The organism is Methylocystis sp. JAN1, assembly GCF_052186135.1.
In the GTDB taxonomy this organism is placed as follows: Bacteria; Pseudomonadota; Alphaproteobacteria; order Rhizobiales; family Beijerinckiaceae; genus Methylocystis.
Genome location: NZ_CP181499.1, coordinates 2,162,196 through 2,175,590, shown reverse-complemented (window position 1 = coordinate 2,175,590; position 13,395 = coordinate 2,162,196). Strand labels below are relative to the sequence as shown.

Annotated in this window: 11 protein-coding genes; 5 read left to right on the top strand and 6 right to left on the bottom strand. The window is 66.5% G+C overall.

The window, feature by feature from the left end:
- Nucleotides 1–91: 91 nt before the first annotated feature.
- The gene (locus ACNHKD_RS10275; protein ID WP_442753391.1) at nt 92–1,264 is read right to left on the bottom strand and encodes an AAA family ATPase; all 1,173 of its coding nucleotides are present in this window, start codon (nt 1,262–1,264) and stop codon (nt 92–94) included.
- Between the two features lie 228 nt (nt 1,265–1,492).
- On the opposite strand from ACNHKD_RS10275, the gene ACNHKD_RS10270 reads away from it, so the two are divergent.
- A complete protein-coding gene (locus tag ACNHKD_RS10270; RefSeq protein ID WP_442753390.1) occupies nt 1,493–2,068 on the top strand; it encodes a hypothetical protein in 576 nt (191 codons plus the stop codon).
- Between the two features lie 39 nt (nt 2,069–2,107).
- Here ACNHKD_RS10270 and ACNHKD_RS10265 read toward each other — a convergent pair whose 3' ends face one another.
- Nucleotides 2,108–2,824, bottom strand: coding sequence for a hypothetical protein (locus ACNHKD_RS10265; RefSeq protein ID WP_442753389.1), 717 nt, complete (start codon nt 2,822–2,824; stop codon nt 2,108–2,110).
- A 463-nt stretch (nt 2,825–3,287) separates the two neighbouring features.
- Between ACNHKD_RS10265 and ACNHKD_RS10260 the strand changes: the two genes are divergently transcribed.
- A complete protein-coding gene (locus tag ACNHKD_RS10260) occupies nt 3,288–3,626 on the top strand; it encodes a septal ring lytic transglycosylase RlpA family protein (protein WP_442753388.1) in 339 nt (112 codons plus the stop codon).
- Here the strand turns inward: ACNHKD_RS10260 and ACNHKD_RS10255 are convergent.
- Nucleotides 3,620–4,477 (bottom strand): hypothetical protein, encoded by an 858-nt coding sequence (locus ACNHKD_RS10255; RefSeq protein ID WP_442753387.1) that lies wholly within the window; start codon nt 4,475–4,477, stop codon nt 3,620–3,622. The genes ACNHKD_RS10260 and ACNHKD_RS10255 overlap by 7 nt on opposite strands.
- Before the next feature lie 273 nt (nt 4,478–4,750).
- Nucleotides 4,751–10,222, bottom strand: coding sequence for a GH36-type glycosyl hydrolase domain-containing protein (locus ACNHKD_RS10250; protein ID WP_442753386.1), 5,472 nt, complete (start codon nt 10,220–10,222; stop codon nt 4,751–4,753).
- A 206-nt stretch (nt 10,223–10,428) separates the two neighbouring features.
- Here ACNHKD_RS10250 and ACNHKD_RS10245 point away from each other — a divergent pair, with 206 nt between their 5' ends.
- Nucleotides 10,429–11,157 carry a hypothetical protein gene (locus ACNHKD_RS10245; protein ID WP_442756880.1) on the top strand — a complete coding sequence of 243 codons (729 nt, stop codon included), beginning with the start codon at nt 10,429–10,431 and terminating at the stop codon, nt 11,155–11,157.
- 46 nt (nt 11,158–11,203) lie between these two features.
- On the opposite strand, the gene ACNHKD_RS10240 is transcribed toward ACNHKD_RS10245, so the two are convergent.
- Nucleotides 11,204–12,088 (bottom strand): metallophosphoesterase family protein, encoded by an 885-nt coding sequence (locus ACNHKD_RS10240; RefSeq protein WP_442753385.1) that lies wholly within the window; start codon nt 12,086–12,088, stop codon nt 11,204–11,206.
- Between the two features lie 65 nt (nt 12,089–12,153).
- Here ACNHKD_RS10240 and ACNHKD_RS10235 point away from each other — a divergent pair, with 65 nt between their 5' ends.
- Nucleotides 12,154–12,663, top strand: a complete 510-nt coding sequence (locus ACNHKD_RS10235) for an NUDIX domain-containing protein (protein WP_442753384.1) — start codon at nt 12,154–12,156, stop codon at nt 12,661–12,663.
- Between the two features lie 27 nt (nt 12,664–12,690).
- Nucleotides 12,691–13,167, top strand: coding sequence for a hypothetical protein (locus tag ACNHKD_RS10230; RefSeq protein ID WP_442753383.1), 477 nt, complete (start codon nt 12,691–12,693; stop codon nt 13,165–13,167).
- Here the strand turns inward: ACNHKD_RS10230 and ACNHKD_RS10225 are convergent, their stop codons facing one another.
- Complete coding sequence (locus tag ACNHKD_RS10225; protein ID WP_442753382.1) at nt 13,168–13,380, bottom strand: hypothetical protein; 213 nt, start codon at nt 13,378–13,380, stop codon at nt 13,168–13,170.
- Nucleotides 13,381–13,395 lie beyond the last annotated feature (15 nt).

The window sequence follows — 13,395 nt, the reverse complement described above, 5'->3', positions numbered from 1 at the left end:
TAAATCAAAGCGCCTAACAAAAGGCCCCTCACCCCTGAGGAGCCTGCGAAGCAGGCGTCTCGAAGGGCGAGGGGCCGTTTCCAGCGATGACTCACGCCACCTCCCGCACCCGCTCCACAACCTTCCGCCCCAACTCGCCCTCCGCCTCCTCCGCCGACATCGTTGAAAACATCCGCTGCAACTCCGCCCCCGTGCGCGGCGCGTAGGCCCCAATCCCCTCGCGCCCGTAAAACGCCCGGAACATCGCCCGCGCGCTCTCGACCGAGAGCGGCCCGACCTCCACAACTTCATCGATCCGCCCCGGCCGCACGATGGCGGGGTCCAGCCGGTCGAGATGGTTCGTCGTCACGATGAATTTCAGCCCGTCCGGCGTCTGCATGCCGTCCATGGAATTCAGGATTTCATGCAGCGGCGAGCCGCGCAGGGCGCCGCCGTCGATGGCGCTTTCCTTCGTTCCGTCGCGGCTGAGGCCGCCCGCGATCGCGTCGATGTCCTCGATGACGAAGAGATCGTTCTTCGTCCCCGATTTGAACGCCGCGCCGAGGCCGTGCAGCGATTTGATATATTTGATGTTGAAATCGAAGTCGGAGGCGAGCGCGTGGATGAGGCTCGTCTTGCCGGCGCCGGGCGGACCGTGGAGCAGGACGCCGAGCTTCCACGGAATGCCGCGCGAGGCGTGCCACTCCTCTGCGCCGAGAAACCATTTGAGGCGCGAGACGAGGCGATCCTTCATCGCCCGGTCGACGAACACCGTCTCGAGCCCGCGCTTGCGCCGGCGCATGCCGCCATCGCTTCCGCCCGCGCCATACATCGAAATATGGATCGAATTGCGATGCTCCTCCGGTTTGCAGTCGCGCATGAAGCGCTCGACCACGCCGCGGTCGCGCGTGAGGAAGGCGATCGTAATCGTCTCGAAATGCGTAAGCTGCTGGGCGGATTTCGTCTTGGCGTATTTGAAGAGCACGCCCTGATACAGGCCCCATCCGCCGCCAAAGCCCGTCTTCAGGCTCCCGTCCTTCATCTCCAGCGAGCGGCTGAAAAAGTTCAGCCGCTTCCCCTCGATGAAGGCGTCGACATCCGGATATTCGTTCGACATGCTCTCGACGAACACCGTCGTCCAGACGGTCTTTCCGACAAGCGCCAGCGTCCTGTCCGGCACGGCGCGCAGGAGATACATGGCCGAGCCGAAGGCCAGCGTTCCAATCCCGCCGGCGAGAAGCTGGTTCGAGGCAAGCGCGGAAAGAGCGGCGTCGAGCAGAGTCATGAGCGGCCTTCATCCTGTCATGGGCCGCCTAGCGACCGCGCCATGCGAACCTCGTCCCTGCTCGCAGGGACCTCACATGTGGATGGCTTCGACGTGTCGCAAGGCTTGGCAATTGGCAAATTCAGCCGGCCCCGCCTTGCCGCCCCCGACCTTCCGCTCCCTTTAACAAAGCGGGAGCGCGATAGGGGGCGACCGTCCGGTCGCGCCGCGCTCTTGGAGCACGAGAGAATGGAAACGCAAAAACCCCTCACGGCCGAGCAGCGCGGCGACGTGCGCGAAGTCGTCGGCGTGTTCGACAATCTTGACCAGATGCAATCGGCCATAGACGATCTTTTGACGGACGGATTCGATCAGACCACGATCAGCGTGCTCGCGCCGCAGACGGTCGTGCGCGAGGCCCTGGGCGATCAGAGCCTCTCGGCGCAAGGCCTGAGCGCGAGCCCACGCGCGCCGCACGGGACTTACGTCGATCCCGAGGCGCGCAACGAAGCGAAGGCGGGCATTATCGGCGCGCTCTTCTACATCGGCGCGGTGGGCGGCGCCGGCATGGCGCTGGCGGCCGGCGGCACGCTCGGCGCGGCGATCGCGGCGGCGCTGGTGCTGGGCGGCGGCGGCGGAATCATCGGCGCGACGCTCGCCCAACTTGTCGGCGCGGCGGAAGCGAGATGGGTCAGGGCCCAGATGGAGCATGGCGGCATGCTGCTCTGGGCGCGCGCCTGGGACGAGGCGAAGGAGCGCACCGCCATCGACGTGATGCGGCGCAATGGCGGGCACGACATCCACGCTCATTCGGCGACCGCCTGAGATCAGGCGCCCTCCCGGCCGCGGGAGGGCGCTCGCGGCTCACCACCAGCCGGGCCAGCCGACGCCAAGCAGGCCGCCACCCCATCCGCCGCCCCAACCATACGCCGGATAGCCCCACGGGCCGCACACATTCGCCCAGCGGCGCCGCCAGCCCCAATAAGTGCGGACCAGCCGTGGCCGCCAGCAGGCGCCGTAGCTGTAATAGGGCCAACCCGCGCCCCAGAGCAGACCTGCGCCATAAGGGTAGCCGGCCCAGCCCCAATAGCGCCGCCAGGGCCTATGCCAGCCCCAGCCAAAGCGACGATAGCCCCAGCCGCCCCATGGCCGGTATCCCCATCCGCGGTAACCCCAGCCGGCGTAAGGACGATAGCCCCAGCCGCGATAGCCCCAGCCGCCCCAAGGGCGGCCGCCCCAGCGCCCGCCCCAGGCGGTGCGGACCCCTCCCATCGGCGCGGCGAACACGCCGCCGCGATAGCCAAAGCCGCCTGTTCCGAACCCGCCAGAGGGGAACCCCCCGCTCCAGCCGCCGGCGAGACCGCCGCCCCTGAAACCGCCGCCGCCAAATCCGCCGCCAAATCCGCCGCCGCCGAAACTGCGGCCGCCAAAACCTCCGCCGCCAAATCCGCCGCCGCCGATCGCCGCGCCGCCGGACGGGCCGCTAAAGATCCCCGCCGCCCCCGCGCCGTCCGGCTCCGTCACCAGCGTCGCCGTCAGCGCCGCCGCCGCGAGGACGGCGTTGATTTTCTGGATTCTCATTTGCGCCTCCCTGGTTTGAAGGGCGGCGGGCCGGGAACGGCGCGCAGGGCGCGTTCAACCCGCTACTTCGCCAGAACGGGCTAGATGCGGCTGGCCGCAAGCAAATCAAGGGCGTGCGACCAGTCGAGGGGCGCGGCGCGCGACGACGCCGGACAGCCCTCCCGCAATCACCCTGAAATATTTCGGCGTTGTGTGACCATCATGCAACAATCCTTTCCAGACGATTGTGGCGCCAAACAGGAAATATAATTGAATCACCTGCATTTATATAAACAGATACGGGCTTCGAAATGTCGGATTAACGAACGCTCAAAAAGCTCTTCTACGGAACTACGTCGAGTTAGCCGCCTTTATTTTGCCTGAGCCGAACATTACTCCCTGCGGCGACGTCAGTGTTCCTGGCGCACCGTGAAGCGCGCGCAAGTCCGCGTGGGCAGAGGGGAGAGTCGCGTTGAAGAGTTTCGTGATTGGAGTCGCCGCGCTCGTCGCGTTCACTTGCGCCGCCGAGGCGGCCTGGGTCGGAAAGGCCTCGTATTACAAGCTGGGCGGACGCACTGCGAGCGGGTCGCATGTCGGCGCTTTCACAGCCGCCCATCGCACCCTGCCCTTCGGCTCGAAGGTGCGCGTCACCAATCTGAGAAACAACCGTTCCGTCGTCCTCACCGTGAATGACCGGGGCCCCTTCGCGGGCGGCCGCGTGATCGACGTCTCGGCCAACGCCGCCGATGCGCTGGGCTTCCGCTCCGCGGGCGTCACGACGGTCAGAGTGGAGCCGGTCTCGGCTGTCGCCGACGCTCAATAAGACTGGTAGCGCCACCACAAGGCGGCTACGATCCCGTGCTCGGCCGGCGAATTCACGCCGCTGAGCGCCGTCACGCCCCCAACCTGCAGGCTGATCGCGGGCGTCAGATCGTAGACGGCGGAAAGCTGGAATTTCTGCGCGGCGACGAGCGTCGCCGCGCCGGCGCGCGGCGCGATAGCCGAAAAACTCTGCGCCATCAGCAACAGCCGGTCCAGTGGGCGGAGACCCGCCGCGAGGTCCATCCGCGCCTCGTCGCCATTCTGGCCGCGCGTGCGAAAACCAAGTTGCGTGTCGACGAAGCCGCTCATGCCGAAAAGCGAGAACGACCGCCCCATGAGGAGGCGCGCGTCGATCTGCGTCGCGTCGCGCATGTCCAGGAAACGGCGCGCCTCGGCTGAGGCCGTGCGCGCGCCGGCTTCGAAAGAGAAGACGTAATCGCCATGCTCGAAGAGACGAAGCCGCGCGCCGACCGCGCCAAGGCCGAGTCCCTCATATTTCGTTCCCGGCGGCGGTCTGATGGAAAACGGCAGGCCCGCCTTCGCTTCGGCGATCAGCATTTCGAGATGATCCGCGGGCGCCGGCGCGCCGCGAAAGCTCATGGCGCCTCCCTCCGCCACGAAGGTCAGCCAATCCGTCACGCCATGTTCGAGATAGGCTCGCGTCTCGAACTTGCGGTAGGAGGGCGTTTTGACCAGCCGACCGCCGGCGTCGTAGGCGTTTTGCGCGTTGGCGAAGGTCGTCGTTAGAATGAGCTGGCCCTTGCCTTCGGGATAAAGCCAGGCTCCAGCGCGAGCGGCGGAGACCGCACAAACGGAGAAATGTACGCATAAAAGAAAACACGAGGCACGCATGACGCCACGCCGGACACAGCGCGAAAGGAACGCTGCCGGTCATGCTATGGTCCAGGCGTAAACTTGACAATAAAATTGATTGTAAACGGGGTTGACGGAACGTTCCGGGATCGGGCGCGGACCGAGGAAAGCGCCGGCGCGGAGTCACGCGCCAGAGGGCGCCTCGCGAAAAGCGGGGAGCCGGTTTTCGCGGGAAGCGCGCGCTGCTCCAGACCTTTGGAATCGATCTCGTCGCCTGGGTTTAGACAAGCCTGAACGCAATGCGGCCTGGAGTCAGCGCCGCTTCGCCGCCGAGACGGCCTTGCCGAAGGTCTTGCCCATATAGGTCGCGCTTTCGAGCCGCAGATCGCCTTTCGGCTCGAATGCGTCCGGCCGCGGGCGCAACTCGCCATTCTCGAATTCGAGCCCGAGCATGGCGTAGGCGGCCGAAAGCATGCGCGCCGCCGCGCCCGTATACCAGCCCCAGCCGCCGCGGCCTTCATAACCTTCGCCCTCATACACGTCGGCCGCCTGCTGGTGCGGCGGCATGCCGTAGATGTCGGCCTCGGCTGGCGTCCGTACCTTGGAGATCGGCGAAATTGCGATCCAGCACTCGACCGCGCGCGCGAACAATTCCTGCGCGGCCTTTTCGTCGCCGTCAGCCTTCGCCTGAACGCCGAGCTTCGCAAGCGCGTCGACGAACCAGGACACCCCGTGCGAATATTGCCCGCCATTCTCGCGCACGCCGGGCGGATATTCCGCATTGCGGCCCGGATAGGGGTCGGAGTGTTCGTTGAAGGGCGGCGTGACGAGCAGGATCCGGTTTGAGCGCGCCAGGGCCGCCAGCGCCTTCTCGATCGCCTCGCGCCCGCGCGCCGCGTCAACCGCGCCGCTCAGCGTCGGCCAATGCGCCACCATCGCGCTCATCGGCGAAATCTCGCGCCCATCGTCGGCGAAGTCGCGCACATAGCGGTCGCCGCGCCAGCATTCGGCGAGCGCCGCGCGCAGCTTTCCGGCGCGCTCGCGATAGCGCTCGGCCCGCGCCTTGTCGCCCTTCTTCTCGAAGAACGGCGCAATGTCGAGCAGGATGCCGTGCAGGAAGAAGCCGAGCCACACGCTCTCGCCCCGCCCTTCGACGCCGACGAGCTGCATGCCGTCGTCCCAATCGCCCGAGCCGACGAGCGGCAGGCCATGCGCGCCGAAGCGGTCGAGCGTGTAATCTATGGCGCGCGCGCAATGACCGAGCAGCGTGTCCTTGTCGCGCGATCTGAGCGGGACGGTCGCCTCTCCCTCCTGGCCCTTCGGCACCGGAGGGGCCTCCAGGAAGGTCTCGACCGCGTCGAGAATGGCCCAGTCGCCCGAGCCCTTAACATAGCGGATCGCGACATAGGGCAGCCACAGATGCGGGTCCGACGAGTGGGTGCGATCGGCGAGGCCCGTGCCGCCATTCGGCGCGCGATGCCACCATTTGCAGGCGTCGCCTTCGAGATACTGGTGCCTGGCGTGCAGCAGGATCTGCGCGCGGGCGCGCTCCGGCGCGAGATGGATGAGGGGGATGACGTCCTGCAACTGGTCACGATAGCCTGTCGCGCCCGAGCGCTGGGAAGGACCCGTACGGCCCCAGAGGCGCGCCGCCAGCAATTGATAGGGCAACCAGTCGTTGACGAGCCGGTCCACGTCCGGCCGGTTCGTCTTGATCCGCAGCACCGAAAGTTGCTCGTTCCAGGCCTCTTCGCTCGCCTCGCATTGCCGCTTCGCGTAGGCGGGATCGCGCGCGAGCGCCGCGAGGCGCTTCGCATCGTCCATCGTCGTGGTCTGACCGAGCGCGACGACGACGACGACCTCCTCGCCCGCCGGCACGTCGATCGCGCCGCTGAAAGCCGCGACCTTGCGCTCATGCGCCGGCGCGCCCGCGTCCGGATGGCCGTGCTCGACCATGTAAGGCAGATAGGGATTGCGGCTTTCATGGCCGAGGAAACGGCGCCGGGAGGTTTCCGCAAATTCGGCGGGAATCGAGGTCGTGACGAAAGCCCAGCCCTTTACGAAGTTATTCGCGGGGTTACGGAAGTAAATCGTGTGCAGGTCGTCGTCGATTTCCGACTGCACTCTTCCGAGGCTCTCCAAAGGCGTCTCCGCGAGAATGACCTCCATCGCGGGCACGATCTGCAGCAGGCGCTCATGCACCGTCTTGTTGCGGATCTTGAGCAGGCGGAACTCGACGGGCTCCGTCGGGCTCGAAAAGACGGTCATCTCCATTTCGAGATGGTCGCGCTCGGTGCGGAAGATCGCGGCGCCGGGCGTGAAGGTGACTTCGTAGCGCGCGTCACGCCGGCGCAACGGCACGAAGGTCGGACTGTGCGCGTCCGTGCGGGCGAGATCGTAGACGTAGATCATCTGCCCTGCGGGCGCCATGCGGCCCTCGCCCATGCGGAACGGCGTAAAGCTGTTGAGGCGCGAATTGCTGGAGAAGGAGAAGATGTCGCCGTCGTTCGTCAGCACGCACCCCGTCCCCAGCGCGTTGGAAATCACATGCGCGAAGGGGCGCGGCGCGCCGGGCTGAAGCGTCAGGCTGCGGCCGTCCTCCGAGAAGGCGTAACGATGCTTCGCGGGCGCCCGCGGCATGATGAGACGGCGCCGGGTTGAGAGCGCGCGGTTCAAAATCTCCGGCGCCGCCGGCGGAACGCCAAGGTGACGCGCTACGGCGTCCGTCGCGATCCCCATATTCCTGGCCCAGCCATCGACGATGATGAGCTCCGCCGAGCCGGCGGGCCCGATGTCGAGTTCGAGACGCAGGCTCGCACATGGCTCGAAGCCATAGAGCAGACCTTCGTCGTCCGGGCTGCGCGGCGCCTCGCCAAGGCCAACGAGGCTGTCCGGCGCATTGGTCGGCCCCATGCCGTAGAAGCGCGACTTCACGTCCTCATAGCCAACGACGGTCATCTTCGCGCCCGGACCCGCGCCGATGGCGTGGAAGCCGATCTCGGGCGAGAGGCGTCGATCGCGCTGCCGGCGCGCGCCCCCTTTCAGCAGACGGTTCTGGGCGAAGACGGCGTTGAGCGCTTTCACGTACCATGTGCCGACGTGAAGCGCGTTATAGGCCGGGTCGCGCATTTCGGCGCCGGTTTCGTTCAGCACCCACTCGCGCAGCGAGGCGAGCGTCAGCTTGCGGGCGCGGGGCTCGAGATTGACGATCTTGAGGCGCTGGATTTCGACCGCCTCGTCCGGCGAAAGCGACACGCTGACCTCGACGGCGAAGCCATTCTGCTCCGCCATGAAGAAAAGGCAGTTCTCGCCCGCGTCGGAGAGCTTTCCGCAAGCGCCGGGGCACCGCGTCGGCGCCTCGCCCACGGACCAGAGTTCGCCGCCCTCCTCGCGCAGGAACAGGAAGCGCCCGCGCGGATGGGCGTGATCGTCGGGGCGGCGCGTGAGGTCGATGGGCGGACCGCCGCGCGCGACGCCCTCGATGCGGATGGCCCCCTGCCCGTCCTGGAACCATTCGCTGGTCATCAGGCCGTTGGTGAGCTTCAAGGGCCGCGATCCCGGCGCGCCGCCCGCCCCCGTAACGCCTTCGAGCGGAATCTTCTGCGCCCGCGCCAGACGCCCCAGCAGGAAGAGGACGAGGCCCAGAGCGACGAGCCCCGCAAAAGCCAGATAGCCGCCGACAAGATAGATGTAGGAGGGCGGCCGGCTCGCCGCCATCTGCTCCGCCGCCGTCCAGGCCTTGTCCCAGTCCGCGCCGCGCGGAAGGTAGAAGGGCAGCAGCAGCGGCGCCCATGTGCCGAAATGGCGAATGCCCGAGGGAATGGCCCGGCTCACCTGCTCCTTGCCGACGAAACGCGCAGCCTGCTCGTCCAGCATGTCGCCGCCGACGAAGGACAGGTTCACGAGCGTCGCGACGCGCATGCCCATGTGATCGAACCAGATCAGCACGCGCAGCGCGTCGAAGGCGAGGAGCGCCGTGAAGATGTCGAGGCTCCACGCGCGGAACTCGTTGTCCGGCAGGATGTAACTCATCCAGGTCGCGACGGTCGTGCGGATGAGGCCGTCCTGGTTATACCAGGCGGGATCCGGCGCGGCCTTGAGGAAGGAATAGATGACCGGCGCCATCCACAGGCCCCAGCGCAGCACATGCACCGCGTTCACGATCAGCATGTCGAGGCCTTCCCAGGTCGCGAGCTGCCGGAGCGGGTGGAGGCTGCGCGTGATGAGCGCGGTCAGGAAGAAGAAATTGATCGAGAAGAGCGGCGCTGCGAAAACCCACTGGATCACGCCCGAGAGCGACTCGTCGTAGAACAGCCGCACGCCGCCGTCGACGACGCCGAGCTCCGTCAATCCCCATTTCGAGAAAAGCGGGCGCAGGCTGTAGGAGACGGGGCCGCGCCCTTCCGCCGCATAATCGAGCGTGACATAGGCGAAGAATTTGCGCGTGACGGTCGCGACCTGGTCCGCGTCGAGATACCAGGCGATCGCGCCGGCGACGACGCCACCGAGCAACGCGGCGAGCGTATAGACGCGCCAGCTCCGGAAACGCTGGCGGCGCTCCCGCATCAGCTCAAGGCAGTCATGCGCAAGGTCGACGCCCGCATAGGCGAGCGCGCCTGTGATGACGCCGAAAAGGAAGCGCTCGCTCCCGCTCATCGCCGGCAGATTGATCATCAGCGCGACGCTCACCGCCGCGCCCGCGACCGCGCCGCGCGCGAAATTCACGGGACGCAGATAGGCCTCCTCGATCCGGCCGATGAAGGGCGGCGTCGAGTCCGTGCTCTCAATGATGGTGCGCGCCAATGGGTAGAGCCCGGCTCCGAGCAAAGCGCCGGCGAGCGGCCCCAACAACGCGATGAGCGTCACCGCCGACGGGACGGAGACGACGAGCCCGATGGCCAGCAACAGCCCCATATAGACGAAGCCGTAGACCGCGCCTTTTTCGGCGCCCGTCTTCCAATTGTGAAAAACGACGACCGAGAGAGACGGCGCCGCGCGCAACATGCCGGCGAGCGCCTGGGTGACGAGATAGGTCTGGCCCCAAAGACCAGCCTGCGCCAGGGCCGCCGCAATCGCCGCCAGCACGGAGGCGATCGGCGCCGGCGCATATGGCGTGACGTAGACGGACACGCCCGACGCAATGAATGGGGTCAGCGAGGCGAGGAAGGCGGAAAGCGCGAGAATCCCGTGCGGGCGCCATTCTCTGGGCAGGAAGCGCCCAAGCGCCAGCGGGACGCCGACGACGACGGCCTCGTTGAGCAGGAAGAGCACGAAGGTTCGCCCCGCGATTTTCTTCACCGGCTCCGGAACGTCCAGGCCAAGAAGCAAGGTCGAACCGATCTGCGTGACGGGCGGCGAACCCAGCGCGACCAGGAGGCAGAACAGGAACGGCAGCAGGAAGAGCGCAATGCGCAGGGGCAGGCGCGACCGCGCCGTCAGCGACACGACGCCGGCGATATAGAACGCAGCCGCGACGCCCGCGCCGACGGGCGACAGGCGGAAGAGTTGCTCCATCGTCTCGGGCGCGCGCCACAGGACGCCGGAGCGGTCGCATAGCGCCGCGAAGATTGCGACGGCCGTGAAATCGACGCCGAAATTCACCGCCTGACGGGCGCGCTCGCTCGACGGCCTCAGCAGATAGAGCGCCGCGCCGGCGAAGAACCCGGCGACCGGCAACTGATCCGGACCGCCCGACGCCTCGACGGCCGCCAAGGCGGAGAATACGAGGCCCAAAAGGAATCGACGGAACAGCGCGCCAGTGTCCGATTCGCCATGGCCGGCCATGGTGTCCCTCCGGGCGTCCGTTAACGACGCCGCTTATGCTCAATGCCGGTTTTCCCGGCGCCCTAGCCAATTCCGTAGCCGGAGGGCGGGGGAAAAGTCGACCCCTCGCCGTCCGAAGGCTCAGCCGCGCTTCGCTTCTTTCTCTCAAACCGTTATAGTGAAGAAAGCGTTAATCCTGCGCGCCGAGGGCGAAGCCAGTGAGCGAAATGGACGACCCTTTGCCCACGCAGACGGACAACGGCCGCCCAAGCTTGTTGAGAAAACAGATTCCCGCCGCCAGCGAGAAAATCTCCTCGATCGTCCCCGCCGAGAATAGCCGGGACAAAGCGGAGCTCGCGGGCAAGGCGCCTCTCGATCAGCGCATGGCGAGCCTCGCCACCGCGCTGCGCAAGGCGCGGATCGAGAATGCGGAGCATTCCGCCGCGCTCGCCGATCTGCGGGCGGCCGAGATCGTCCGACTCGAATTGCTCGCCGACGCGCTCTCGCCGGTACTGGCCCAAATTCCCCGCGATTGCGACATTTTCGACGTGGCCGTGTCGCCCGGCGAAAGGCCGCGGCTCTTCATCGACCAGATCGGCTTCGTGGAAATGGACCGCGACCGGCGGACCTATCGCTTCCTGCAGGACACCCGCCACGGCCGCATCACGCTGCGCGAAAGCGCCGACATTGACGAGATGGTCGACGCCGCGACCGACTATATCGCACATCGGCTGATCGAGCGCGAGAAGGCGCTCGCGGTCGATTACGCCAGCGGCGGCGCGGCGCGCGTCGTGCGCAGGACAGGGGCGACGGGCAAGGCGGAGGAGCCCGGCCTTCTCAGCGGGAAGGCCTTTCAGGCTTTCCTGTTCTTCATCGAGTTTCTGGGCTCCGCCACGTTTTTCGGCCTTTTGGCGATCATCGTGATTTGGGCTTACAGGACCTATGTGACGCCTTGAGCGAAGCCAGCAAGTTTTCTTGACTGCCTGCTCCTGGGTAGCGACTTCACAAGGTCTCCGGCGCACCCGCTTCCACGACCTCTCCCGCCTCGTTGAGCCCGCGCCGACGCAGGCCGATGCGGAGCCCTTCTCCCGCCCGCTCGATTCGGTAGAGATTATAGGCCGCCGCCGGATAATGCCCGCCGGGCCTGGCCGAAGCCGAGGCGACGCCGACGACCGGCGTCCTTCCGTGCGGAGCGGCGATATAGGCGACGCTCGGCCTGTGATTGTGGCCGTGCAGCACCAGCTCCGCGCCATGTCTGGCGATGACAGCCTCGAAGGCGGCCGCGTCTTCCAGATTGCGCAAGGCGCGCGCGCCGCCGACATGGGGCGGATGATGCAGAAACACGATGCGGGCGAGGCCTTCCGCCCTGGTCCGGTCCAGCAGCGCGCCGAGGGCGGAGAGTTGCGCCTCCCCGAGTCTGCCCGAGGCGACGAAAGGCGCCGTCGGCACGCCGGAATCCAGGCCGATCAGCGCGACCCCTTCGCGCCGGCGCAGATAGGGGAAGCCGGCCGTCGCCGTCTCGCTCGTCGTCCAGGGCTCGAAGACCTCATGCACGAGCTTCGTCACGTCTGCGACATAGGCGTCATGATTGCCCGGCGTGAAGCTCACCTCTTCCGGTCCGCCCAAAGTCGCAAGCCATTCCCTGGCGAGCGCGATCTCCGCCGGCAGGCCGACATTCACGATGTCGCCGGTCATGACGATATGGTCGGGATTGTGCGCGCGCATGTCGGCCACGAGGCGGCCCAGCACGCCCATGTCATGCTGGCCGGCGCGCTTGTAGAGCCAGTTCACATAGCCGGTGACCCGCTTGCCGAGCAGCTCCGCGAGATTGGGCCGCGGAATCGGCCCGATATGGGCGTCGGAGAGATGGGCGAGAAGAAAGCTCACATTCGAACCTGTTTTCTGTGGCGTTAGTCCTAGAGCCTTCGCGCGCCTTTTGCCATAGTCATCTCATGAATCATGATTTCCCCGCGCCGCCGCAAAGGCGGGAGCCGGAGCCCTCCTTGCGGGCGCGGATCGTCTCGCGGATCATCACCTTCGGCGCCCTTTTTCAGCGCCCCATGACGCTCGGCGTGCGCGGACTTGTGATCGACTCCGACGACCGTGTGCTGCTCGTGCGGCACACTTACGTGCCCGGCTTCTATCTTCCCGGCGGCGGCGTCGAGAGCGGCGAAACAATGCTTCAGGCGCTGACCCGCGAATTGCAGGAGGAAGGCGGCGTACGCCTCCTGAGCGCGCCGACGCTCCAGGGCGTCTATCTGAACCGCCGGGTTTCGCAGCGCGACCATGTCGCCCTTTACGTCGTGCGCCACTTCGCCTGCCATGGCGCCAAGAAGCCCGACCACGAGATCGCCGAGGCCGGCTTCTTTCCGCTCGACGACCTGCCCGCGGGCGCCACTCCGGCGACCCGCGCCCGCATCGCCGAGGTCTTGGACGGCGAGCCGGTCTCGCCCTATTGGTGACCGCGGGTCATTTTCAGGAAAACGGACATGAAGCCCCTTTTCGCCGCGCTCGCCGTCTCGCTCGTCCTCGGCCCCGCGCCGGTCCGCGCGCAAAGCGACGCGCATCACCTTCTCGACGCCATCTTCCAGTCCTTCGACGAGAACCACGACGGCTTCATCACCGCCGACGAAGCCAGCCGTTTCATCGACAAGACTTTCGCCGAAATGGACATGAAGCATACGGGCAAGATTTCGCGCGACGCCTGGATGCGCTTCAGCTTCGGCCTGGCGGATCTCGCCGCCGATCAAGGGCGCTCGGACGCTTATGACCGCGCAAAATTCAGGATTTTCAAGCGCTGGAGCCATGGCAGGGCCGGCGGCCTGTCGCTCGAAGATTACCGCGCGGGGGTCCTCGGCGACGCGAAAAAAAGCGTCGGCTCCAGGGCGGGACCGAACCTGAAAATCGACTTCGCCGCCTTCCAGCGCGCGCCCTTCGTCCGTCAGATCATGTCGGCGCTACGCTGATCAGCGCCTTGGCTTGAACTGACGGCGACAGGCGGCCGAGAGCGATCTCATATTGGCTGCGAGACACTTTTCGATCGCAATCGCGTCCGGAATCGCTTCGGAGCAGAGCCGCTCGGCGTCGCGCTCGCAGGCGGCCTGCTGAGCGGCGGTTCCCTGCGCCATCGCAGGCGCAACCATGAAAAGAGAGAATAGGCTATAGAGCAACGCGCGCATGTCATCCTCGCAATA

Excerpts from the sequence above, each read along its gene's own strand:
- ACNHKD_RS10235 (WP_442753384.1), top strand. The coding sequence starts at position 12,154 with ATGAATCATGATTTCCCCGCGCCGCCGCAAAGGCGGGAGCCGGAGCCC.
- ACNHKD_RS10225 (WP_442753382.1), bottom strand. The coding sequence starts at position 13,380 with ATGCGCGCGTTGCTCTATAGCCTATTCTCTCTTTTCATGGTTGCGCCT.
- ACNHKD_RS10245 (WP_442756880.1), top strand. The coding sequence starts at position 10,429 with ATGGACGACCCTTTGCCCACGCAGACGGACAACGGCCGCCCAAGCTTG.
- ACNHKD_RS10265 (WP_442753389.1), bottom strand. The coding sequence starts at position 2,824 with ATGAGAATCCAGAAAATCAACGCCGTCCTCGCGGCGGCGGCGCTGACG.
- ACNHKD_RS10230 (WP_442753383.1), top strand. The coding sequence starts at position 12,691 with ATGAAGCCCCTTTTCGCCGCGCTCGCCGTCTCGCTCGTCCTCGGCCCC.
- ACNHKD_RS10255 (WP_442753387.1), bottom strand. The coding sequence starts at position 4,477 with ATGCGTGCCTCGTGTTTTCTTTTATGCGTACATTTCTCCGTTTGTGCG.
- ACNHKD_RS10275 (WP_442753391.1), bottom strand. The coding sequence starts at position 1,264 with ATGACTCTGCTCGACGCCGCTCTTTCCGCGCTTGCCTCGAACCAGCTT.
- ACNHKD_RS10270 (WP_442753390.1), top strand. The coding sequence starts at position 1,493 with ATGGAAACGCAAAAACCCCTCACGGCCGAGCAGCGCGGCGACGTGCGC.
- ACNHKD_RS10250 (WP_442753386.1), bottom strand. The coding sequence starts at position 10,222 with ATGGCCGGCCATGGCGAATCGGACACTGGCGCGCTGTTCCGTCGATTC.